The sequence below is a fragment of the Baekduia sp. genome (assembly GCF_035996765.1).
In the GTDB taxonomy this organism is placed as follows: Bacteria; Actinomycetota; Thermoleophilia; order Solirubrobacterales; family Solirubrobacteraceae; genus Baekduia.
The window spans coordinates 46,065-67,286 of the sequence record NZ_DASYJG010000066.1; the positions used below are offsets into that span (position 1 = coordinate 46,065).

General features: G+C 71.4%; 22 protein-coding genes. 16 read left to right on the top strand and 6 right to left on the bottom strand.

Annotated features, from left to right (window positions below; all coding sequences use genetic code 11):
- Positions 1-87 precede the first annotated feature (87 nt).
- Positions 88-834 carry a sulfite exporter TauE/SafE family protein gene (locus VGO10_RS14735; RefSeq protein ID WP_327469623.1) on the top strand — a complete coding sequence of 249 codons (747 nt, stop codon included), beginning with the start codon at positions 88-90 and terminating at the stop codon, positions 832-834.
- 140 nt (positions 835-974) lie between these two features.
- Here the strand turns inward: VGO10_RS14735 and VGO10_RS14740 are convergent, their stop codons facing one another.
- Positions 975-1,349: a hypothetical protein gene (locus VGO10_RS14740; protein ID WP_327469625.1), complete on the bottom strand. Its 375-nt coding sequence runs from the start codon at positions 1,347-1,349 to the stop codon at positions 975-977.
- A gap of 38 nt (positions 1,350-1,387) precedes the next feature.
- Here VGO10_RS14740 and VGO10_RS14745 point away from each other — a divergent pair, with 38 nt between their 5' ends.
- From VGO10_RS14745 to VGO10_RS14760, 4 genes are all read left to right on the top strand, one after another.
- On the top strand, positions 1,388-2,170 hold the full coding sequence (locus tag VGO10_RS14745; protein WP_327469627.1) for an alpha/beta fold hydrolase: 783 nt from the start codon (positions 1,388-1,390) through the stop codon (positions 2,168-2,170).
- Positions 2,170-2,958 carry an HAD-IIA family hydrolase gene (locus VGO10_RS14750; protein WP_327469629.1) on the top strand — a complete coding sequence of 263 codons (789 nt, stop codon included), beginning with the start codon at positions 2,170-2,172 and terminating at the stop codon, positions 2,956-2,958. The genes VGO10_RS14745 and VGO10_RS14750 overlap by 1 nt, the downstream gene beginning before the upstream one ends.
- A 29-nt stretch (positions 2,959-2,987) precedes the next feature.
- A complete protein-coding gene (locus tag VGO10_RS14755) occupies positions 2,988-4,154 on the top strand; it encodes an acyl-CoA dehydrogenase family protein (RefSeq protein WP_349258946.1) in 1,167 nt (388 codons plus the stop codon).
- A 67-nt stretch (positions 4,155-4,221) separates the two neighbouring features.
- A complete protein-coding gene (locus VGO10_RS14760) occupies positions 4,222-4,710 on the top strand; it encodes a hypothetical protein (protein ID WP_327469633.1) in 489 nt (162 codons plus the stop codon).
- A gap of 43 nt (positions 4,711-4,753) precedes the next feature.
- Here the strand turns inward: VGO10_RS14760 and VGO10_RS14765 are convergent, their stop codons facing one another.
- Entirely contained in the window at positions 4,754-5,326 is a 573-nt protein-coding gene (locus tag VGO10_RS14765) for a hypothetical protein (RefSeq protein WP_327469635.1), read from the bottom strand.
- 34 nt (positions 5,327-5,360) lie between these two features.
- On the opposite strand from VGO10_RS14765, the gene VGO10_RS14770 reads away from it, so the two are divergent.
- The 5 genes from VGO10_RS14770 to VGO10_RS14790 all read left to right on the top strand — a co-directional run bounded on the left by VGO10_RS14770 (position 5,361) and on the right by VGO10_RS14790 (position 10,403).
- The gene (locus tag VGO10_RS14770) at positions 5,361-5,873 is read left to right on the top strand and encodes a GNAT family N-acetyltransferase (protein WP_327469640.1); all 513 of its coding nucleotides are present in this window, start codon (positions 5,361-5,363) and stop codon (positions 5,871-5,873) included.
- Between the two features lie 14 nt (positions 5,874-5,887).
- Positions 5,888-7,123, top strand: a complete 1,236-nt coding sequence (locus tag VGO10_RS14775; protein ID WP_327469642.1) for a cytochrome P450 — start codon at positions 5,888-5,890, stop codon at positions 7,121-7,123.
- A gap of 87 nt (positions 7,124-7,210) precedes the next feature.
- Entirely contained in the window at positions 7,211-7,876 is a 666-nt protein-coding gene (locus tag VGO10_RS14780; protein WP_327469644.1) for a helix-turn-helix domain-containing protein, read from the top strand.
- A gap of 17 nt (positions 7,877-7,893) precedes the next feature.
- Positions 7,894-9,189, top strand: a complete 1,296-nt coding sequence (locus VGO10_RS14785; protein ID WP_349258947.1) for an acyl-CoA dehydrogenase family protein — start codon at positions 7,894-7,896, stop codon at positions 9,187-9,189.
- Positions 9,189-10,403 carry an acyl-CoA dehydrogenase family protein gene (locus VGO10_RS14790; RefSeq protein ID WP_327469648.1) on the top strand — a complete coding sequence of 405 codons (1,215 nt, stop codon included), beginning with the start codon at positions 9,189-9,191 and terminating at the stop codon, positions 10,401-10,403. The genes VGO10_RS14785 and VGO10_RS14790 overlap by 1 nt, the downstream gene beginning before the upstream one ends.
- A gap of 3 nt (positions 10,404-10,406) precedes the next feature.
- On the opposite strand, the gene VGO10_RS14795 is transcribed toward VGO10_RS14790, so the two are convergent.
- The gene (locus VGO10_RS14795) at positions 10,407-10,904 is read right to left on the bottom strand and encodes a hypothetical protein (RefSeq protein ID WP_327469650.1); all 498 of its coding nucleotides are present in this window, start codon (positions 10,902-10,904) and stop codon (positions 10,407-10,409) included.
- Between the two features lie 87 nt (positions 10,905-10,991).
- Between VGO10_RS14795 and VGO10_RS14800 the strand changes: the two genes are divergently transcribed.
- Entirely contained in the window at positions 10,992-12,134 is a 1,143-nt protein-coding gene (locus VGO10_RS14800) for a sensor histidine kinase (protein ID WP_327469652.1), read from the top strand.
- On the opposite strand, the gene VGO10_RS14805 is transcribed toward VGO10_RS14800, so the two are convergent.
- On the bottom strand, positions 12,131-12,817 hold the full coding sequence (locus VGO10_RS14805; RefSeq protein WP_327469654.1) for a metallophosphoesterase family protein: 687 nt from the start codon (positions 12,815-12,817) through the stop codon (positions 12,131-12,133). The genes VGO10_RS14800 and VGO10_RS14805 overlap by 4 nt on opposite strands.
- Before the next feature lie 20 nt (positions 12,818-12,837).
- Between VGO10_RS14805 and VGO10_RS14810 the strand changes: the two genes are divergently transcribed.
- The 3 genes from VGO10_RS14810 to VGO10_RS14820 are packed head-to-tail and all read left to right on the top strand — an operon-like array spanning position 12,838 to position 15,815.
- Entirely contained in the window at positions 12,838-13,446 is a 609-nt protein-coding gene (locus VGO10_RS14810) for a GNAT family protein (RefSeq protein WP_327469656.1), read from the top strand.
- 46 nt (positions 13,447-13,492) lie between these two features.
- On the top strand, positions 13,493-14,215 hold the full coding sequence (locus VGO10_RS14815) for an ABC transporter ATP-binding protein (protein WP_327469658.1): 723 nt from the start codon (positions 13,493-13,495) through the stop codon (positions 14,213-14,215).
- A 10-nt stretch (positions 14,216-14,225) separates the two neighbouring features.
- Positions 14,226-15,815 (top strand): hypothetical protein, encoded by a 1,590-nt coding sequence (locus VGO10_RS14820; RefSeq protein ID WP_327469660.1) that lies wholly within the window; start codon positions 14,226-14,228, stop codon positions 15,813-15,815.
- A 491-nt stretch (positions 15,816-16,306) separates the two neighbouring features.
- On the opposite strand, the gene VGO10_RS14825 is transcribed toward VGO10_RS14820, so the two are convergent.
- Positions 16,307-17,059, bottom strand: a complete 753-nt coding sequence (locus VGO10_RS14825; protein WP_327469663.1) for an ABC transporter permease — start codon at positions 17,057-17,059, stop codon at positions 16,307-16,309.
- Entirely contained in the window at positions 17,052-17,966 is a 915-nt protein-coding gene (locus tag VGO10_RS14830) for an ABC transporter ATP-binding protein (RefSeq protein ID WP_327469665.1), read from the bottom strand. Before VGO10_RS14830 ends, VGO10_RS14825 begins: the two co-directional genes overlap by 8 nt.
- Positions 17,967-18,046: 80 nt before the next feature.
- On the opposite strand from VGO10_RS14830, the gene VGO10_RS14835 reads away from it, so the two are divergent.
- Positions 18,047-18,958: a hypothetical protein gene (locus VGO10_RS14835; protein ID WP_327469667.1), complete on the top strand. Its 912-nt coding sequence runs from the start codon at positions 18,047-18,049 to the stop codon at positions 18,956-18,958.
- A 79-nt stretch (positions 18,959-19,037) separates the two neighbouring features.
- Positions 19,038-21,221: a polyphosphate kinase 1 gene (gene ppk1 / locus VGO10_RS14840; protein WP_327469670.1), complete on the top strand. Its 2,184-nt coding sequence runs from the start codon at positions 19,038-19,040 to the stop codon at positions 21,219-21,221.
- Position 21,222: the final 1 nt, after the last annotated feature.

Below are 21,222 nucleotides of genomic sequence, written 5' to 3' on the forward strand. Positions count from 1 at the left end.
GGCCTGGACGGATGTTGGAGCGCGCCGACGTTGATCGCGCCCGTCGTCAACGCTCCGCTCGGCGTGCTCGGGCACACTTCGCCGCCGATGGATGCCGCCGACGTCGCTCTGCTCGCCGCTGCCGGAGTGACGACGGGTGCGATCAACGCGGTCGCGGGCGGCGGGTCGCTGGTCTCGTTCCCGGCGCTGCTGGCCACCGGGCTCTCGCCGCTGAGCGCCAACGTCAGCAACCTGGTCGCGACGCTGCCGGGCTACCTGAGCGCGGCGACGACGTCGCGGGCCGAGCTGGCGGGCCAGGGGGCGCGGCTCCGACTGCTGGCGCTCGCGGCCGCCGTCGGGGCGGCGGTCGGGACGACCTTGCTGCTGGTCGGACCTGCCGACACGTTCTCGGCGCTGGCGCCGTGGCTCGTCTTGCTGGCGTGCGCGCTGCTGGCGATCCAGCCGCTGGTGGCGCGCTGGGTCACGCGGGTCCAGCACCGCAGCGCGCCGGCGCGGCTGACCGTGACGGTCGCGGTGGCGTCGATCTACGGCGGCTACTTCGGCGCCGGGCTGGGGATCGTCCTGCTCGCCGCGCTGGGGCTGACGCTGGAGGAGCCGCTGCAGCGGCTCAACGCGATCAAGCAAGTGCTGTCGCTGACGGTCGCGGTCGTCAGCGCGGTGGCCGTCGCGCTCTTTGGACCGGTCGCGTGGCTCTCGACGCTGGTGGTCGGCGCGGGGACGCTGGTCGGCGGACGGATCGGCGTGGGCGTCGCGCGGCGGTTACCCGACCCGGTGCTGCGCGGCGCCGTGATCACGCTCGGCGTGACCGTTGCTGTGGCGCTGCTCCTGCGGTAGCGCTAGTGGCCGATCAGGACGGACGCTGCGCCGAGCACCAGCGCGCACAACACGAGCGCGAGGAGATGCCGGCCGGAGATGGGGGTGGGTTGCGTGCGCATCTACCCCCTCCAACGCGCGAGCGCCGCAAAGGTGACGGATTAGCCCTTGCGACGCGCGGTCGCGAGAACCCACTTCGCGAACAGCAGCTGCAGCGGCAGGCGCGCGTAGAGCGCGACCTTCCCGCCCGGGACCTGCGGGTAGCGCTCCGGGTGCACGGCCATGTGGACGTTGGCGGGGAAGATGGCGATCAGCGTCGCGACCAGCCACCACGCCGAGTACTTGCGCACCGTCGGTGAGCTGCTGAGCAGACCCGCGCCGCCGGCCGCCTCGGCCACGCCGCTGGCGTAGACCAGCTCGCGGTGGGCCGGCAGGTAGTCGGGCATGATCGCCTCGTAGTGCCGGGGGACCAGGAAGTGCAGGAGGCCGGCGCCGAGAAAGACGTGGCCGGCGGTGGGCTTGGAGAGGCGAGACACGGCGGGGAACTTACCCGTCGCGGGTAGGCTGCGCAGCGATGCCGCTCGTCTACCGTGAGTCCTTGCCGGTGCAGGCGCCGAAGGGCACCGTGCTCTGCCTGCACGGCTACCCCGAGTCCTCCTATATGTGGCGCCACCTGCTGGAGACCGTCGCCGATGCGGGCTGGCAGGCGGTAGCGCCCGACCTGCCCGGCTACGGCGACTCGCCCTACGCCGGCTCGGGCACGTGGCAGGCGCACGTCGACGCGGTCGATGCCTTCCACCGCGAGCAGGAGCTCGGCGAGGTCGTGCTGGTCGTCCACGACTGGGGCGGGCTGATCGGCCTGCGCTGGGCATGCGAGCACCCGGAGCTGATCCGGGCGATGGTCATCAGCAACACGGGGTTCTTCTCTGACGGCAGGTGGCACGGGCTGGCGCGGGCGATGCGCACGCCTGGCCAGGGAGAGGAGATCGTCGACGGGACCGACCGCGAGGGCTTCGGCGCCATGCTGCGCGCGGTGAGCTCGGGCCTGGACGACCGCAGCCTCGACGAGTACTTCAAGGCCTATGGGTCGCCCGAGCGGCGGCGCGGCCAGCTGGAGCTCTACCGCTCCGGCGAGTTCTCCGAGTTGGAGGACTACGACCTCGCGACGGTCGGCGCACCCGCGCTGATCCTGTGGGGCGAGGACGATCCGTTCGCCCCGGTCGCGGGCGCGCACCGCTTCGCCGAGGAGCTGCCCGACACCGAGCTCGTGATCGTCGGCGGTGCCAAGCACTTCGTCTACGACGACGAGCCGGAGGCCTGCTCGGCCGCTGTGCGCTCCTTCCTCGAGCGGGTTTGATGACGCGGCGCGCGATCGAGTCCTGGTTGATGGACATGGACGGCGTGCTCGTCCACGAGGAGGACGCGATCCCGGGCGCGGACCGTTTCCTGGCGGCGCTGCGAGACCGCGCGATTCCGTTCCTTGTGTTGACCAACAACTCCATCTACACCCAGCGCGACCTGAGCGCCCGCCTGCGGGCCAGCGGGCTGGACGTGCCCGAGGAGGCGATCTGGACCAGCGCGCTGGCGACCGCGCGGTTCCTCGTTGACCAGCGCCCCGGCGGCTCCGCCTACGTCATCGGCGAGGCCGGGCTGACGACCGCGCTGCACCAGTCGGGCTACACGCTCACCGAGCGCGATCCCGATTACGTCGTGCTCGGCGAGACCCGCACGTACTCCTTCGAGCGCATCACCCACGCGATCCGCTTGATCGCCGCCGGCGCGCGCTTCATCGCAACCAACCCGGACCCGTCGGGCCCGAGCCCCGACGGCCTGGTGCCGGCAACGGGCTCGGTCGCCGCGCTGATCAGCAAGGCCACCGGCGTCGAGCCCTACTACGTCGGCAAGCCCAACCCGCTGATGATGCGCTCCGCGCTCAACGCGCTGGACGCCCACTCCGAGACCACCGCCATGATCGGCGACCGCATGGATACGGACGTCGTCTCGGGCCTGGAAGCCGGTCTGGAGACCGTCTTGGTCCTCACCGGCGTCTCCACCCGCGAGTCCGCCGAGCGCTTCCCGTTCCGGCCTTCTCGCATCCTCGAGTCCGTCGCCGAGTTAGCGGACGAGATCGCATCGATCTCCTGAACGCGCGCGTATAGTCCGGCCGCATGTCGCTGCCCCGCACGCTCTTCGACGACGACCACAAGCTGTTTCGCGAGTCTGCCGCCGCGTTTGTGGATCGGGAGATCCTGCCGCGCGCCGAGGAGATTCGGGAGGCGCGGAGGATCCCGGCGGAGGTCTGGAAGACCGCGGGTGATGCGGGTTTCCTGGGCGTGGCGATCCCGGAGCAGTACGGCGGCAGCGACGTTGACTTCCGCTACAACACGATCTTCAACGAGGAACTTTCGCGGGCGGGGATGGCGTACTCCTCGTCGTTCACGATCCACTCCGACGTCTGCGCGCCGTACCTCACGCGCCTGACGACCGAGGAGCAGAAGCAGCGCTGGCTGCCGAAGTTCTGCAGCGGCGAGATGATCACCGCGATCGGCATGACCGAGCCGGAGGCGGGCTCGGATCTTCAGGGCCTCAAGACCACCGCCAAAAGAGATCCCGCCCACCCCGATGAGTGGGTCATCAACGGCTCGAAGACCTTCATCACCAACGGCGCGCACGCCGGTCTGGTGATCGTCGCAGCCCGCACCGCGACCGACCCGAAGGGCCGCGGCATCTCGCTCTTCGCCATCGAGGAGGGGATGGAGGGCTTCCAGCGCGGGCGCAAGCTCCACAAGGTCGGCCAGCACGAGGCCGACACCGCCGAGCTCTTCTTCGAGAACGTCCGCGTGACCGATGACCAGCTGATCGGCGAGGTCGACCGCGGCTTTCACCACATGATGGAGCACCTCGCCCAGGAGCGGCTGGGCTCGTCGATCTCCAACACCGCGCATGCGCAGCACATCTTTGCGGTCACGTTGGAGTACATCAAGTCACGCAAGGCCTTCGGCCGGCCGATCGGCACCTTCCAGAACTCGCGCTTCCTCGCCGCCGATCTTCAGACGCGCCTGGACGTCACCCAGGCCTTCGTCGACCAGTGCGTCGTCGCGCACGCCAAGCACGAGCTCTCGGCCGTCGACGCCGCCAAGGCCAAGTGGTGGAGCGCCGAGGTCCAGAACCTCGTCATCGACGCCTGCGTCCAGCTCCACGGCGGCTACGGCTACATGGAGGAGTACGAGGTCGCCCACGCGTGGATGGACGCGCGCGTCACCAAGATCTGGGCGGGCTCCAACGAGATCATGAAGGAGATCATCGGGCGCGACATGGGGCTGGGCGAGGTGCGCGCCTAGCGGGAAGGTCCGGCGCTCTTCGGGGTCTCTGCAGGAGACGGTCCTCTCCCTCTCCCCAGGAGTCCCCATGAAGCGCTCCATCCTCATCATCCCCATCGCGATCCTCGCCCTCGCAGTGGTGGCGGTCGCCGCGGTCGCCCACTCAGGCGCCAGCAAGGCGACGTCAGCCGGCTACGCGACGTCCAGCGCCGCCACCATCTCCACGGCCAGCCATGGCCTCGGCACGATGCTCGTCGACGCCAAGGGTCGCACCGTCTACCTGTGGAAGGCCGACACCGGCCACAAGAGCACGTGCTCGGGCGCGTGCGCCACGGCCTGGCCGCCGGTCACCACCGGGGGCAAGCCGAAGGCGCACGGGGCGGCCAAGGCGTCGCTGCTCGGCACCACGAAGCGGTCAGACGGCTCCACGCAGGTCACCTACGCCGGCCACCCGCTCTACCGGTTCAAGGGCGACACGAAGGTCGGCCAGCACAACGGCCAGGGCAGCGACGCGTTCGGCGCCGACTGGCTCGTCGTCGCTCCGGGCGGCAAGGCGATCACCCGCGGCGCAAGCTGAACGAGCGGCAGGGGGCGCGGCGCGCGGACGGGCGCGCCGCGCCTCAGGCCAGCAGCGACCAGGGGTCGAACTGGTCGATCGGGATCACGCGCAGGCGCGGCAGCGCGACCGTGAACGCCCCGACGTCGTCCTCGAGGTCGAAGATCTCCAGCCCGTCGTCGGTCAGCTCCTGCAGGGAGGAGCTGATCAACTCGCGGAAGCCCATGATGCCGACGCGGCGGTCCACGTCGCGCAGCAGCTCGGCGATCTGCGGGGCGAAGTCGCCGTCGTGGCTGGCCAGCAGCACGTCGCCGCGGCCGCGCTGCGCGAGCGCGGCCAGCGTCTTCTGAATCGCGACGTCGACGACCTTGACGCCCGCCGGCCCGCTCAGCAGGACCGGGCGGAAGTCCAGCGCGTCGAGCGCCTGGACGAACGGCATCGGGATCTGCCCGGAGCCGTTGAGGAAGAAGAGTCCGCGCACCGGTTGGTCCCACACGGCGCGCCCGTAGTCGCGCACGCGGTCCCACCGCGGCCGCTCCTCTGGTGCCGGCCGCCGGCCGAGCAGGCTGCCGCCCAGCGTCGCATCGATGTTCTCCCCGTCGACGAGCAGGAACGTCTCGGCAGGGGCGGAGGCCACACCGGCAGCCTAGAGGTAGGAGAGGATGGCGGCCATGGCCCCGCCCGCCGTCAACCTGCAGCTCCTGGACGCGACGGTCCTGCAGCCGCTGATCGCCGGCGACCTCGACGGTGCCCGCGCTGCTGCCGGCGTCGCGCTGCCCGAGGAGTTCCTCGCCGAGACCTGGCTGTGGACGCTGCGTCTGGGCCAGATGATCGGTGAGCCCGACTGCGCACCGTGGCTCGTGCGTGCGGTCGTCGTCGCCGAGGGCGAGGCCGCCGGAACGGTCGTCGGCCACGCCGGCTTCCACGGTCCGCCCGACCCGCGGGGGATGGTCGAGGTCGGCTATCGGATCACTCCCGAACACCGGCGCCGCGGCCACGCGCATGCCGCGCTGGGCGAGCTCCTGGTCTACGCCCGCGCGCATGGCGCCACGATCGCCCGCGCGTCGATCAGCCCCGACAACGCGGCCTCGCTGGCGCTGGTCGGCGCCTACGGCTTCACGGAGATCGGCGAGCAGCACGACGAGATCGATGGCCTGGAGTTGGTGTTCGAGCGCCAGATTTGACAGAGTGTCAACCTATGTCCGCCGATCCCGTTTCCCCCCTCGAAGCGACGCTCGTCACCGAGCGTGAGCAGTGGCAGGACGGGCCGCCCCACGAGCTGTTCTCCCAGCTGCGCGGCCAGTGCCCGGTGCACTGGACCTCGAAGATCACCGAGTACCCCGAGGAGGCCGGCTTCTGGTCGGTCACCACCGCCGACGACGTCCACGCGGTCAGCCGCGATTGGGAGACCTATTCGTCGGCGACCGGCTTCACGGCGCTGACCAACGCGATCCTCCCGCTGGAGCTCAGCCAGGCGATGTTCATCGGGATGGACCCGCCTAAGCACGACCGGCTCAAGGCGCTCTTCCAGCGCGGCTTCACGCCCAAGCGCATCAGCGAGCACGAGCCGGCGATCCGCGAGATCACCAAGAACGTGCTTGATCGTCTCGAAGGCCGCGAGACGTGCGACCTCGTCACCGACGTCGCCCAGCCGGTCGTCGCGCGGGTCATCGGCAGCTTCATGGGCACCGCGCCCGAGGACGACGAGATCTGGGCACGGCTGATGAACTCGACGCTGGGCGCGGGTGATCCGGACCTCAACCCCGAGGGCGTCACGACGGTCATGGAGCGCGACGTGCCCGAGATCTTCGCGCGCTGCGCCGCGTTGATCGCCGAGCGCCGCGAGCGCCCGACCGAGGATCTGATGAGCGTCCTCGTCCATGCCGACATCGACGGCGAGAAGCTGGAAGAGCACGAGATCGTCATGGGCTTCTTCCTGCTCGTGGCGGCGGGCAACGACTCCACGAAAGCCACGTACTGCAGCGGCATGCGCGCGATCCTGGAGGATCCGACGCAGCGCCAACTGCTGCTCGACGACCCGTCGCTGGTCGGCAGCGCGGTCGAGGAGGCGCTGCGGATGTTCCCCGCGTTCGCGCACTTCCGCCGCACGGCGACGCGCGATGTCGAGCTCAACGGCGCGGAGATTCGCGAGGGCGACAAGGTGGTCATGTGGTACGTCTCGTCCAACCGCGACGAGACGCGCTACGAGGATCCGGACCACTTCGACGTCACGCGCAACCCCGAGCACCAGGCCTTCGGCGCCGGCGGTCGGCACTTCTGCCTCGGGACCGCGCTGGCGCGGCTCGAGCTGCGGATCCTGATCGAGGAGACGCTCGCGCGCTTCCCGCAGATGGCGCTCGACGGCCAGCCGCTCTACGCGGAGTCGCCGTTCATCAACCAGCTCAAGACGCTGCCGGTGCGCCTGGCGCCATAGCAGTCAGACGCACGGACCGTCGGCGTCGTCCGAACGCCAACGGCCAGTTGACCCACGTATAAACAAACCGCTACGGTCCGCGGCTCGATGACGAGCGCCGATGACCGACCGAGGGCCGACGCGGGTGCGATTCCCCGCCGTCGCCTATCCCGCGCCGACCGCGAAGAGCAGGTGCTGCGGGTGGCCCATGAGCAGTTCGCCCGCCGTGGCTTCGCCGCGGTGACGATGGAGGACATCGCGCTGGAGGTCGGCGTCAAGAAGCCCTTGTTGTATGCCTATTTCGGCAACAAGGATCGGCTGTACGAGGCGTGCATGGCGCCGGCCGGCGAGGCGTTGATCGGCGCGGTGGCCGCCGCCGTCGAGCGTGCGAGCACGCCGGCCGAGGCCGTGCGTCTGGGCGTCATCGCCTTCTATGACTTCGTCGATCGCGACCGTGACGCCTGGCGCGTGTTGTTCGACGAGACCGTGCCGCAGTCGGGGGAGATCGCCGCGGCCGTGGCCGTCTACCGCGAGCGGCTGCTGGCGATGGTGGCGCAGGCCACCGTCGCGCTGATGCCGCCGCACCGCCGGACCGGCTCGGGCGCGGTCATCGAGGCCACCTCGGTCATGGTGATGGCCGCCGCTGAGGCGCTGGCGCGCTGGTGGCTGCGCACGGGGGCGATGCCGGCGCGCGACGCCGCCAACCTGCTGATCGCGACGGTCGAGCCCGGGCTGCTGGCCGGTGCTGTCGAGAAAGACGGTAGCCGTCGATGACCGCCGCCGATCGCTCCATGGGCCTCGGCCTGCGCGCGCTGACGCGCATCGCGGGCTCCGATGTCGTCGACCGCCTCGGCGTCCGCAAGCCCGCTGAGCGCGTGCTCTACCGCGCCACGCGTGACGGCTTCCGGGTCGCCGGCCGCGCCGGCCGCACCTTCGCCGCCGGCACGCGGCTCGGTCGTCCGGCCCGCCCGCGCCCGTCGTCGGGTGCCGGGCTCTTCGACCTCACGCTCGACGACGAGCAGCAGATGCTGGTCGAGGCGTGGCGCGACTTCGCGTCCGCGCGGCTGCGGCCGGCGGCCGCGGCGGCTGAGCGCGGGGAGGGCGCCACCGAGATCTTCGCCGAGGCCAACAAGCTCGGCCTCACGATGCTCGGCGTCCCCGAGGAGCTGGGCGGGGCGATCAGCGAGCGCTCCGCCGTGACCGCGGTGCTGGCCGCCGAGACGCTGGCTCACGGGGATGCCGGTCTGACCGTCGGCGCGCTCGCGCCGGCGGCGGTCGCGACCGCGCTGGCGCTTTGGGGCGACGCCGACCAGCAGGCGACCTACCTGCCCGCGCTGGTCAGCGAGGACGTCCCGGCTGCGGCGCTGGCGGTCGCCGAGCCTCGCGCGCTGTTTGACCCCCGGCAGTTGGAGACGGTCGCGCGCCGGCAGGCCGGCGGCGGCTATGTGCTCTCCGGCCTCAAGACGCTCGTCCCTCGCGCCGAGGAGGCCGAGCTGCTGATCGTCGCAGCGCGGGTCGAGGGCGGTGGCCCCGCGCTCTTCCTGGTCGAGCCCGCCGCCGGTGGCGTGCACGTCAAGGCCGACCCGGCGATGGGCCTGCGCGGGGCCGCGCTCGGGCGCGTGAAGTTGGAGGACGTCGCGGTTGGCCCAGGCGCGCTGCTCGGCGCCGCCGACCCCAAGGTGTACGCCGAGTGCATCGCGCGCTCGCGGTTGGCCTGGGCGGCGATCGCCGCCGGCGTGGGCCGAGCGGTCCTGGACTACGTCATCCCCTACGTCAACGAGCGCATCGCGTTCGGCGAGCCCGTCAGCTACCGCCAGGCGGTGGCCTTCTCGGTCGCCGACATCGCCGTCGAGCTGGAGGGCCTGCGGCTCGTCACGCTGCGCGCGGCAGCACGCGCCGACGCCGAGGCCGACTTCTCGCGTGAGGCCGCGCTGGCCCGCTCACTGGCCGGCCAGCAGGCCATGCAGATCGGCTCCGAAGGCGTGCAGCTGCTCGGTGGCGCCGGCTACATCGCCGAGCATCCCGTCGAACGCTGGTACCGCGATCTGCGGGCCACCGGCCTCATGGAAGGCGTTCTGGTCGTCTAATGATCAACCTCGAAGTCCCCCGCAAGTTCGGCCCGCTCGTCGCCCAGGCGCGGCAGGTGGCCGATGAGGTCTTCCGGCCGATCTCGCGCAAGTACGATCGCGAGGAGCACGCGCGGCCGGTCGAGCTCGACATGCTCGCCGCGCTCATCGACGGGATGAACGACGGCAGCGATATGGGCGGGGCGGGCGCGGCCGGCGTGCGGCGTTCGGCCAATGACGACGGTTCGCAAGACAATCGCAACGGGTCGAACCTGTCGACCGCGCTGTCGATCATGGAGCTCTGCCGCGGCGACGTCGGCCTGCTGCTCTCGGTCCCGCGCCAGGGCCTGGGCAACTCGGCCATCGCGTCGGTCGCCGACGACGAGCAGCTCGAGCGCTTCGCCGGTCAGTGGGCGGCGATGGCGATCACCGAGCCGGAAGCAGGCAGCGACAGCGCCTCGATCCGGACGACCGCGGTCCTCGACGGCGACGACTACGTGCTCAACGGCGAGAAGATCTACGTGACCGCTGGTGAGCGCGCCGACCTCATCGTCGTCTGGGCGACGCTTGATCGCTCTCTCGGGCGGCCGGCGATCAAATCATTCGTGGTCGAGCGCTCCAACCCGGGGCTCAAGCTCGACCGCCTCGAGCACAAGCTCGGCATCCGCGCGTCGGACACCGCGGCCTTCACGCTCCAGGACTGCCGCGTGCCCAAGGAGAACCTGCTCGGCCCGCCCGGCATCGAGGTCACCAACGGCTTCGCGGGCGCGATGCAGACCTTCGACAACACGCGGCCGCTCGTTGCGGCGATGGCCGTGGGCCTCACGCGCGCCTGCCTGGAGACGACGCGGGAGCTGCTGGCCGAGGCGGGCGTCGAGGTCGACTGGGACGTCCCGGCCAGCCGGCAGACCGCCGCGGCTGCCGACTACCTGGCGATGGACGCCGACTACGAGGCCGCCTACTTGCTGACGTTGCAGGCCGCGTGGATGGCCGACAACGGCAAGCCGAACTCGCTGCAGGCGTCGATGGCCAAGGCCAAGGCCGGCAGGACCTGCGTGGACGTCGCGCTGCGCTGCGTCGCCCTGGCGAGCACGCTCGGCTACGGCGAAGAGCTGCTGCTGGAGAAGTGGGCGCGCGACGCGAAGATCCTCGACATCTTCGAGGGCACCCAGCAGATCCAGTTGCTGATCATCGCGCGCCAGCTGCTCGGGCTAAGCTCCGCGCAGCTGCGCTGAGCGTTAGCGCTCGGGCAGCTCCCACTCATGCTCACCGAGCGTCACAAGCACCGACTCGCCGTGGCGCGCGGTCACCGTGAGGTCGACCTTCGGCGTGACCGTCTGGTACACGGCGATCGCGACGCTGCGGCCGCCGAGCAACTCGGCGAGCGCGCGCATCGCGTCGGCGAGCATGTCGAGCCCGCCGAGCGTCCCGGTCACCTGGCCGGTCTCGGGCTCGACCTCGAACGGCGGCAGTTGGCGCAGGTGGATCTCACCGGCCAGCGACTCGGCCTCGAGCTCGATGGCGTGGGGGAGATGCATCGTGCGCTCGGCGATCCGGACCTCGACCGGCGCGAGCCGCCCGACGTCGACCAGCGCTGCCGGTCCGTCGGGCATGTCGACGACCACCGCCAGGCGTAAGGCGCCGGAGCGGTGGAGCATGTCGCGCAGCGTCTCGACGACCGCGTCCAGCGGGCCGACGGAGGCGACGAGGTCGATGGGATCCTCGGCATCGTCCATGGCCTTCAGCATGCCACGTGGCGGATCGCGATCGCCCCTCGTCGCGCGGCGCGCGCTGTGAGAGGATGCGCCGCGGAGGAGCTGGACATGAACCGCCTGGATACGGCAATCGGAACGTCGGCCTTCGATCCGGCCGCGACGGAGCATCTGACGCGCCTGTTCGCGATGTCGCCCGACCTGCTGGCCGCAGCGGGCTTCGACGGCCTGCTCAAGCACTTCAACGACGCCTGGGAGCAGCAGCTCGGCTGGCCGCGTGCGGTGATGGAGACGAAGCCGTATCTGGACATCGTCCATCCCGAGGACCGCTCCGAGACCGAGCTGCAGATCGGGCGCCTCGCCCAGGGCGAGACGATCGCCGAGTACGTCTGCCGGATGGTGTGCGTCGACGGGTCGGTTCGTTGGATGGCCTGGAGCGGCGGACCGGGCGACGAGGCGTTCTACATCGTCGGCCGCGATGTCAGCGAGCGCCTGGCGATGGAGCACGAGCTGGCCCAGCGGGCCGACCGCCTGCAGGGCACCAACGCCGAGCTGCAGGACTTCGCCTACACCGCTTCGCACGATCTCTCAGAACCGCTGCGCATGGTCGCGAGCTTCCTCGGGCTCCTGGAGCGCCGCAGCGCCGAGGATCTCGACGAGAAGGGGCGTGAGTACCTGCGCCTGGCCAGCGACGGCGCGGTGCGCATGCGCCACCTGATCGACGATCTGCTGACCTACTCGCGCGTCGCCAACGAGGAGCCGCGCCGCGAGCAGGTCGACCTGCACGCGCTGGTCGATGACGTCTTGGCGGTGCTCGGGCCGGCGATCGCCGAGACGGGCGCGACGGTCGAGGTCGGCGAGCTCCCGACGCTGGAGGCCGAGCCGACGCAGCTCGCCCAACTGCTGCAGAACCTGATCGGCAACGCGGCGAAGTTCCATCCGCCCGGCCGGTCGCCGACCGTCTGCGTCAGCGCGCGGCGGACGACGGGCGCGTGTGTCCTGACCGTCGCCGACGACGGCATCGGGATCGACGAGGCCGATCAGGAGCGGATCTTCGCGATGTTCACGCGCCTGCACGGCCGCGATGCCTACGCGGGAACCGGCATCGGGCTGGCGATTTGCCGCCGCATCGCCGAGCGCCATGGTGGGCGCATCTACGTCGAGTCGACGCCCGGCCAGGGCAGCATGTTCCACACGCTGCTGCCCGATGCGCCCGCGGCGCCTGGCACGCCGCGCCAGCAGGCCTTCGCTTAGAAGCGGGCGGTCCGGAGCCGCTGCGCGGTGGTGATGGCACGCGGATCGCCGAGGCGCTCGACGGCCGTCGCCGCGGCCTCGACGTCGTAGGCCACGCGGCGGAGCGTGCCGGTGTTGTCGTCGTCGAGCACCGCGTAGGCGGCCCGGACGTCGCCGTCCCACGGCTCGCCGACGCTGCCCGGGTTGACGAGCTCCACACCGCCCGGCGTCCGGCGCGAGAACTGCAGGTGGCTGTGGCCGAAGACGACGCGCTGCTGGAGCACGCCGGCCAGCGCCTGGTCGTCGCCCTCGGGGTCGGGCTCGGGCCCGAAGGTCTCGATGTCGGAGAGCGGCGAGCCGTGCACGAAGAGCGTGTCGCCGATGATCGCCTGCGCCGGCAGCGCGGCCAGTTCGGCGACGAGCTCGTCGCCCAACTGGTCGCAGACCCAGCGCGCGGCGCCCTGGGTGACCGGGCTGTCGGGCAGCGCGCTGGGGTCGGCCTGCCAGCGCTCCCAGTTGCCGCGGATCCACGTCGCGCGGTCGCCCAAGGCGCGCAGCAACTCCACACATTCCACCGGCCACGCGCCGAACGCCGCGTAGTCGCCGCCGAGCAGGAAGCGGTCGGCGCCGGCGTCACGCGCATCGTCTAGGACGGCCTCCAGCGCGGGCCGATTGCCGTGGACGTCGTACAGGATCGCGAGCATCTCGCCATGATGCCGTGCCGATGGAGCTTCGTGGACCGCACCTGACCCTCCGCCTGCCCGACCCCAACGACGCCCCGGCACTGCTCACATTGGCGAGCGATCCGGAGGTCACCCGATGGTTCTCGTGGGGGCCGTACGCGAGCGTCGAGGAGCCGCTGGCGTGGATCGCCGAGCAGGAGGCCAAGCGCGACGCCGGCGCGCAGCTGGACTTCGTCATCCACGATCGCGAGCACGGGCCGATCGGCGTGACCGGCCTGGGCGAGCTGAGCACCCGAGACCGCCGCGCGATGGTCGGCACGTGGCTCGGGCGCGCGCACTGGGGCACTGGCGCCAACGCGGAGTCCAAGGCGCTGATCGCCCACCTGGCGTTCGCGATCTGCGGGCTGGAGCGCGTCGGCGCTTATTCCAACCCGGAGAACGCGCGCAGCGCCGCGGCGCTCGAGCGCGTCGGCTTCACGCGCGAGGGGACGCTGCGCGGCTGGCATCGCCACGGCGACCGCCAGCTCGACGTCCACGTCTACGGGCTGCTGGCGCCGGAATGGGAGGCCGGGCCGCTGCACGACGTCCCGATCGCGGCGATCGGCCAACCGCCCGCGCCGTGGATCGTCGGCGTGGCGTCCGAAGGCTGACGCTGTCCCGCCCGCCCCGCGGGCGGTCGATCGTCAGACTGCGCGCGTGTCCGACGACCTTCCTCTGCACGTCCGCGGCCTGACGCGCCGTTACGGCCGGCTCGTCGGGCTCGCCAGCCTCGACCTCGATCTCAAGCGCGGCACGTGCGTGGCGCTGATCGGCGCCAACGGCAGCGGGAAGTCGACGGCGGTCCGCACGATCGCCGGCTTGCTGGAGCCCAGCGACGGAAGCGTGCGCATCTGCGGCCACGACCCGCACACCGAGCCTGACGCCGAGGCGGCCCGGGCCGCGCTGGCGCTCGTGCCCGACGCACCACTGCTCTACGACGACCTCACGGTCCGCCAGCATCTCGCGCTCGTCGCCTTGGCCCACGGCGTCGCCGACGACGGTCTCGATGCGCGGATCGACGCGCTGCTCGTGCGTCTCGGCCTCGACCACCGCGCCGACTTCCTGCCGACCGAGCTCTCGCGCGGCCTCAAGCAGAAGACCGGGCTGGCCTGCGCGTTGATCCGCCCGGCGCAGCTGCTCGTGCTCGACGAGCCGGTGGTCGGCCTCGATCCGCCGTCGCAGCGGCTGCTGGCCGAGCTGCTGGTGGAGGCGAAGGCGGCCGGCACGGCGATCCTGCTGACCACCCACCAGATGGCCTTTGCCGACGATGTCGCCGACCGCGCGATCGTGTTGGGCGAGGGTGAGGTGCTCGACCGCGGGCCGTGGCGTGAGGTCCGGGCCCGCGCGGCGCAGCGTGGCTGGTTGCCCGAGCATGCCTAGCGCTGCGGCAGTGGCGCCGACGCCGTCGCCGGCGCCGTCGGGCACGGCGCGCACGCCCGTCCGCGAGATCCGCGCCTTCTGGCGCACGGTGCAGGCGCCGCCGAGCTTGTTGAAGCGGTTGGAGCCCGTCTACTACGTCTTCATCACGCTGGCGATCGGCGGGCCGTTCGTCTACGGCACGGCGAGCGAGGCGCTGGCCGAGGTCGCGACGCCGCGCACGGTCGCGACCTGGGGGCCGTCGCTCGCGCTGGTTGGGCTGCTGGCGCTGGTGCGTTGGGGTGCCGTGCAGGGGCCGGTGGTCTTCTCGATCGCTGATGTCGCGCAGCTGCTCGGCGCTCCGCTGCGGCGCGGCGAGCTCGTGCTCGGCCGGCTCGTGCGCGGGCTGGTTGCGGGAGCGGGCATTGCGGCGGTCGTGGCGGCGATCGTTGTGGTCGGGGTCGCGGGCCACCACCGCGGGGTGGATGCGGAACGCGCGGGCGCGTTCATCGTCGGGATCGCGCTGCTCGGGCTCCTTGGGGTTGCCGGTGCGTCGCTGGTCGCGGGCTCGGCGCGCTGGGATCGTGCGACGCGGCGGGCGGGCTGGCCGGTCTTCGTCGCGGCTGCCGCGCTGGTCGTCGTCAGCTCGTCGGGGAGCGCCGGGCGTCACATCGCGCTGTGGTGCGGGCCGTGGGGCTGGGCGGTCCAGCCGCTCGCGCCGGACGCTGATGGGTGGCCGGCCGCACTGGCGTTGGTGGCGCTGGCGGCTGCTGGTGTGGTCCTGCTGGCGCTGGGGCGCCGTGGCCGCTGCTCGACCGAGCGCCACATGTTGCGCGCCGAGGCGCGTGGTGGCGCGGTTGCGGCGTTGTACTCCATGAACGCGCGCTACGTGCGACGCAGCCTCAGCAGCGTCAACGCGGGGCCGACCGCTGGGCGCGGGGCGCGGCTGAAGCCCCCGCGGTCGCCGCGGCTCGCCGTCGCCTGGCGTGACGCGGTCGCGCTGCTGGCCACGCCGCAGCGTCTCGGTGAAGCACTCGTGCTCGCCGCCGGTGGGACGGCGGTGTGCCTGATCAACGGTGAGCATCCGGCGGCGGTCGCCGGCGGCGCGCTGGCGGTGTACGTGGGAGCGTCGCGGCTGCTGGAGCCGCTGCGCGCCGAGACCGATCAGCCGGGGCGGGTGCGGGTGCTGTTGCGGGCGCGGATGGGCCACGTGTTGAGCCAGCACGCGATTGTCCCGGTGATGGTCGTGGTTGTCGGCGCGGTGGTCGCGGCGGTGGCGTGCGCGGTCGCCGGTGCGCTGCCGCCACATGGCGGCGGTGCTGCGCTGCTCGTCGTCGCGGCCACGCCCGCGGTCACGCTCTGCGCCGCTTTGAGCAGCCGCCGCGGCGGGCAGCTGCCGCCGAGCCTGCTCTCGGTGACCTACGGAGATCAGACCGGGATGAGCGGGGCGGTCATCGTGGCGTGGGTCGTGGCCTTCCCGGTGCTGGCCGTCCTGCTCGGCACGCTACCGGTGAGTGTGGTGGTGCATTACGGGCTGGGCGGGCTGCCGCAGCTCGTGGCGCTGCTGGTGGCCGCGACGGTGACGCTGACGATCGCGCTGGGGTGGGAGCGGTTCGCGCCGTAGGCCGGTGCGCGGGCGCCTGTGGTGTTCAGTGCGGGCGTGGTCGTGGTGCGCAGCGGGGACTGTCGGCACCGAGGAGAGCGAGCGGAGCCGGCGTTTCGTGAGGCCCGGGGTCGTCCGCCGACGCCCGGGGGGAGGGTGGGCCTGTTGGCGGCCGGCATACGTCTGCGAACAGGCCCACGTCCCTTGCGGACGGCGCTTCGCGAGCGGGTGGGCCTCTTTGCGGCCGGCATACGTCTGCGAACAGGCCCACCCCTCAGTGCGCTGCCCGCATCGTGCATCCGGGTCGTTTCGGACCCCCTATGTGGCGCCCAAAACGACCCGGACCCGAGGCGGGCGATTCGGCCGCGAACCCCCCACCCGTGTCGCCACGAGGCCGAGCCACGCCTGCCACGGCTGCGCCGCCGCAGGCGCTTCTCGCCCTCGGTGCCAACAGACCGCGCGGCACACCACGACAGCGACTGCACTGCACACCAACGACGCCACGCGCCGCCTCAGTCGTCCCGTCGCGACTCCCACGAGAACCCACGCACCGCAAAAAACAGTCCCACAAGCGTCCAAATGCAGATGACGCACAGTCCCGACAGGTTGTCGCTCAGCGACCGTCCACTCACCAGTGCCCCCGACAGCCCGTCGATGATGTGCACCAGCGGCAGCACCTGAGCGAGATGCAGCAGGAACTGCGGTGCGTTGTTGACGTCATAGAACACGCCGCTGATGAAGATCACCGGCAAGAAGATGATGTTGGAGTAGGCCGCGGCCGCGTCGTAGTTGGGGATGACGTGCGACCACGCGACGCCGAGCGCGGCGAGGCAGACGACGCCGGCGCCGACGTAGACCACCAACTCGATCCACTCCTTCGGCCAGCCCGTCCCGAACAGCAGCTTGCCCGCCACGATGACCAAGGCCAATTGGATGATCGCGTTGGCCACCGCGTTGCCGAAGACGCCGAGCAGATAGGAGCCCTCGGGCAGCGGCGTGCCGCGCATGCGCTTCAACACGCCCTGCTCGCGCAGGAACGTCAGGTTCATGGTCAACGACGAGAACGTCGTCGCCATGATCGACATGCCGGCAATGCCAGGGATCAGGACGTTCAGGTCATCTTGGTTGCCGCTGAAGATCGCGCCGAAGAGCGCGAGGAAGAGCAGCGGCAGCAGGAAGTTGAAGAACGCGGCGCTCGGGTTGCGCCAGAACATCCGGCGCTCGAGGCGGTACTGGTGGTACGCGAGCACGAGCGCGTCAGACATTCGCGGCGGCCTCCGTCGCGCTGTCGCTGTCGCCGGCGCTCTCGCTCGGTGGCTCGGCGGTCAGCTCGAGGTAGACGTCTTCCAGCGACGGACGAGCGACCGAGAGATCCTGCAGCTGACCGCCCCGTGCCAGCGCCGCGCTCGTCAGCTGATGCAGCAGCGCCGTTGGATCCTCGGTCTCGCGCGACTCCATCGCGCCGGTCTCGGCCGAGCGCCACGCGACCGTGTAGGTCGACGAGGACGCGCCGAGCTCGGCCGGCGGTCCGGAGGCGACGATCCGCCCCTCCTTGATGATCGCCACGCGATCGCAGAGCGCCTGGGCCTCGTCGAGGTAGTGCGTGGTCAGCAGGACGGTCTTGCCGAGCTCCTGAAGCGAGCGCACGACGTCCCACGCCGCGCGCCGCGCCGCCGGGTCAAAGCCCGTGGTCGGCTCGTCGAGGAAGATCAGCTCCGGGTCGCCGACCAGCGCGAGCCCGAAATCCAAGCGGCGCATCTGGCCGCCGGAGAGCGTGCGGGCGAGCCCATCGGCCTTCTCCTGCAAGCCGGCCAGCGCCAGCACCTCGTCGACATCGCGCGGATGCGGGTAGAAGCGCGCCCAATGCGCCAGCGCCTCCCGGACCGTGATGTGGCGGTACATGCCCGTCGACTGCAGAACGATCCCGATGCGCTTGCGCAGCTCGCGCGGCCGTCGCTCAGGGTCCTGGCCGAGGACCGAGACGATGCCGCCGCTGCGCTGGCGATAACCCTCGAGGATTTCGACCGTCGTCGTCTTCCCGGCGCCGTTGGGGCCCAGCAAGCCGAAGACCTCGCCGGGCGCGACCTCGAAGTCGATGCCCCGCACCGCCTCGAATTGACCGTAGGACTTGCGCAGATCGCGCACGAGGATCGCGGGAGCGAGAGCGGCCACCCCTGCATTCAAGCAGTGGGCGCTGCAGCGCGAGGCGACGTGCCGGTCACCCAGGCGGGGTCATTCGCGCCTTGCGGGACGTGCAAAGCTCTCTGACCTTGCCGCGGGCAGCCTGCATCGACATCGGCTCCAACACCACCCGGCTGCTCGTCGCCGAGCCCGACCCGAAGCGTCCGGGCGCGGTCCTGGAGGTCGCCTCCTACCGCACCTTCGTGCGGTTGACGACCGCCGACCGGCGCCACGGCATCCCGCCGCAGAAGGCCCAGGCGATCGCCGACGCCGTGGCCGAGCAGGCCCAGGCCGCGCGCGCCGCCGGCATCGCGGCGCTGCGCGTCGTCGCCACCGCCGCGCTGCGCGACGCACCCGACCGCGATGCGCTCATCACCCGCCTCAGTGCCGCTGCTGGCGTTCCGGTCGAAATCCTCAGTGGGGAGGAGGAGGCGCGGCTGGCCTTCTCGGGCGCGACCGCCTCGCTGGCCGCCGACGGCGTTGCCAGCGTCCTGGTGGCCGACGTCGGTGGCGGCTCGACGGAGCTGGCCTGGGGCGCGCCCGGCGGCACGCCGACCTGGTGGGCCTCGCTGCCGATCGGCTCCAGCGCCCTGGCCGAGGCGCATCTGCACGGCGATCCGCCGACCGCCGCCGAGCTCGACGCCGCACGCGCCGAGGCCGCCGCGGCGATCGCCGCCGCGGACTGTCCGGCGGCCGACGTCGCCTGGGCGGTCGGTGGCAGCGCGACCTCGCTGCGGCGCCTCTGCGGCGCCCAGCTCACCGCCGCCGCCTTCGACGACGCCCTCGCGCGCACCGTCGCGAGCCCCGCGGACCGTGCCGCCTTCGACCTCGGGCTGCACGTCGAGCGCGTCCGCCTGCTGCCCGCCGGTCTGCTTCTGCTCGCCGAGGTGGCGCGCGCCGCGCAATGCCCGTTGCACGTCGGCTGTGGCGGCCTGCGCGAAGGCGTGGTCCTCGACCTGTTGGCCCAGGTGGAGTACACCTAGGTCCGAGACGATCACATCGCGTTCACACGACGGTAACGGCACGCCGTCGGCTGACCGCCTACCGTCGAGGGCGCCCCGCATGACCCCAGATCCGCAGCTCACGCAAGAGTCCATCCGCGCCGTCGAAGCTGTGCCCCAGCCGGCGCCGCAGCCGTCAGACCTCGACGCGCCCGAGTTGTACATCAACCGCGAGCTGTCGTGGGTCGACTTCGACGACCGCGTCCTGCAGCTTGCCGAGGACGCGGGCCAGCCGCTGTTGGAGCGCTGCAAGTTCGCCGCGATCTTCGGGTCCAACCTCGACGAGTTCTTCATGATCCGCGTCGCCGGCCTGCATGATCAGGTCGACGCGGGCATCACGGCGCCCAAGCTCGACGGCCGCACGCCGTCGGAGACGATCGACGCGATCCGCGAGAAGGTCCTGTCACTTTCAGAGCGTCAGTGCCGGACGCTCTCGCATGATCTGCGCCCGTCGCTGGCCGAGCACGACATCCGGCTGGTCGGGATCGACGACGTCTCCACCGACGCGCGCCGCGCGCTCGACCATCGCTTCCGCCGCCAGATCTTCCCGGTGCTCACGCCGCTGGCCGTCGGCCTCGGTCGGCCGTTCCCCTACATCTCGAACCTCTCGCTGAGCCTCGCGGTGCTCGTGCGCGACCCGGTCTCCGGGCAGGTCACCTTCGCGCGCGTCAAGGTCCCCAAGGAGATGCTCCCGCGCTTCGTCGCGCTGGAGGACGAGCCGACGGCGTTCGTGCCGATGGAGGAGCTCATCGCGGCCAACCTCGAGGCGCTGTTCCCCGGGATGGAGGTCATCGAGCACGGCGTCTTCCGCGTGACGCGTGACGCCGACTTCGAGATCTCCGACGAGGCCGATGATCTGCTCACGGCCGTCGAGGACGAGCTGCGCCGCCGCCGCTTCGGCGAGGTCGTCCGCGTCGAGATCGGCGCGGGCATGGCCGACGCCCTGCGCGACGCGTTGACCGACGCCCTGGAGGTCGAGGACCGCCAGGTCTACGAGGTCCACGACCTGCTCGACCTCACCGACCTGTGGCAGATCGTGGGACTCAAGGGCTTCGACGACCTGCGCGATCCGCCGTGGCAGTCGGTCACCCAGCCGCGTCTGCGGCCCGAGGAGCATCACGCCAAGGTCGACATCTTCGCCGCGATGCGCACGGGCGACATCCTCGTCCACCACCCCTACGACTCGTTCTCGACCTCGGTGGGGCGCTTCGTCGAGCAGGCCGCCAACGACCCCGACGTCCTGGCGATCAAGCTCACGATCTACCGCACCTCCGACGACACGCCGCTCATCCCCGCGCTGATCCGCGCGACCGAGCGCGGCAAGCAGGCGGTCTGCCTGGTGGAGCTCAAGGCGCGCTTCGACGAGCGGGCCAACATCGAGTGGGCGCGCAAGCTGGAGGAGACGGGCGTCCACGTCGTCTACGGCCATCCCGCGCTCAAGACGCACGCCAAGTGCATCCTCGTCGTCCGTCGCGAGGGTGACGGCGTACGCCACTACCTGCACATCGGGACCGGCAACTACCACCCCAAGACGGCGCGGCTCTACACCGACTTCGGGCTGTTCACGACCGACGAGCGTCTCGGCTCCGACGTCGCCGACATGTTCAACTTCCTGACGGGCTACGCGCGGCCGCGGCGCTACCGCAAGGCGCTCATCGCGCCCGACCACCTGCGCGACGGCATCGTGGCAGAGATCGAGCAGACAATCGAGGCGCACAAGGCGGGCGAGCCCGCGCGCATCCAGATGAAGATGAACTCCTTGGTCGACCGGACCTGCATCAAGGCGCTCTATCGCGCCTCGCAGGCCGGTGTGCCGGTGGAGCTCAACCTCCGTGGCATCTGCTGCCTGGTGCCGGGCGTTGAGGGCGTCAGCGAGAACATCCGCGTGGTGTCGATCGTGGGCCGCTTCCTGGAGCACTCACGGGTCTACACCTTCCAGCGTGGCGACGAGCACCTCGTCTTCATCGGCTCAGCCGACCTGATGCCGCGCAACCTCGACACGCGCGTCGAGCTCGTCTCGCCGGTGGAGGACCCAATCCTGCGCGACGACCTGCTCGACACGCTGGAGCGGGCGTTCGCCGACGACACGCATGCGTGGGAGCTGCAATCCGATGGTGAGTGGGTCCGTCGCACGCGCGACGAGCACAGCGGGGTGGGCGGGCCGGAACCCCGTGACCTGCAGCGCGAGCTGATGCTCGGCCACACCGCGCGGGCCGCAGAGCGCGACCCGGCGAGCACGTCCTGAA

Coding starts and splice junctions, on each gene's coding strand:
- VGO10_RS14735 (WP_327469623.1), top strand. CDS start 88: ATGGATGCCGCCGACGTCGCTCTGCTCGCCGCTGCCGGAGTGACGACG.
- VGO10_RS14745 (WP_327469627.1), top strand. CDS start 1,388: ATGCCGCTCGTCTACCGTGAGTCCTTGCCGGTGCAGGCGCCGAAGGGC.
- VGO10_RS14750 (WP_327469629.1), top strand. CDS start 2,170: ATGACGCGGCGCGCGATCGAGTCCTGGTTGATGGACATGGACGGCGTG.
- VGO10_RS14760 (WP_327469633.1), top strand. CDS start 4,222: ATGAAGCGCTCCATCCTCATCATCCCCATCGCGATCCTCGCCCTCGCA.
- VGO10_RS14770 (WP_327469640.1), top strand. CDS start 5,361: ATGGCCCCGCCCGCCGTCAACCTGCAGCTCCTGGACGCGACGGTCCTG.
- VGO10_RS14775 (WP_327469642.1), top strand. CDS start 5,888: ATGTCCGCCGATCCCGTTTCCCCCCTCGAAGCGACGCTCGTCACCGAG.
- VGO10_RS14780 (WP_327469644.1), top strand. CDS start 7,211: ATGACGAGCGCCGATGACCGACCGAGGGCCGACGCGGGTGCGATTCCC.
- VGO10_RS14785 (WP_349258947.1), top strand. CDS start 7,894: ATGGGCCTCGGCCTGCGCGCGCTGACGCGCATCGCGGGCTCCGATGTC.
- VGO10_RS14790 (WP_327469648.1), top strand. CDS start 9,189: ATGATCAACCTCGAAGTCCCCCGCAAGTTCGGCCCGCTCGTCGCCCAG.
- VGO10_RS14795 (WP_327469650.1), bottom strand. CDS start 10,904: ATGGACGATGCCGAGGATCCCATCGACCTCGTCGCCTCCGTCGGCCCG.
- VGO10_RS14800 (WP_327469652.1), top strand. CDS start 10,992: ATGAACCGCCTGGATACGGCAATCGGAACGTCGGCCTTCGATCCGGCC.
- VGO10_RS14805 (WP_327469654.1), bottom strand. CDS start 12,817: ATGCTCGCGATCCTGTACGACGTCCACGGCAATCGGCCCGCGCTGGAG.
- VGO10_RS14810 (WP_327469656.1), top strand. CDS start 12,838: ATGGAGCTTCGTGGACCGCACCTGACCCTCCGCCTGCCCGACCCCAAC.
- VGO10_RS14825 (WP_327469663.1), bottom strand. CDS start 17,059: ATGTCTGACGCGCTCGTGCTCGCGTACCACCAGTACCGCCTCGAGCGC.
- ppk1 (WP_327469670.1), top strand. CDS start 19,038: ATGACCCCAGATCCGCAGCTCACGCAAGAGTCCATCCGCGCCGTCGAA.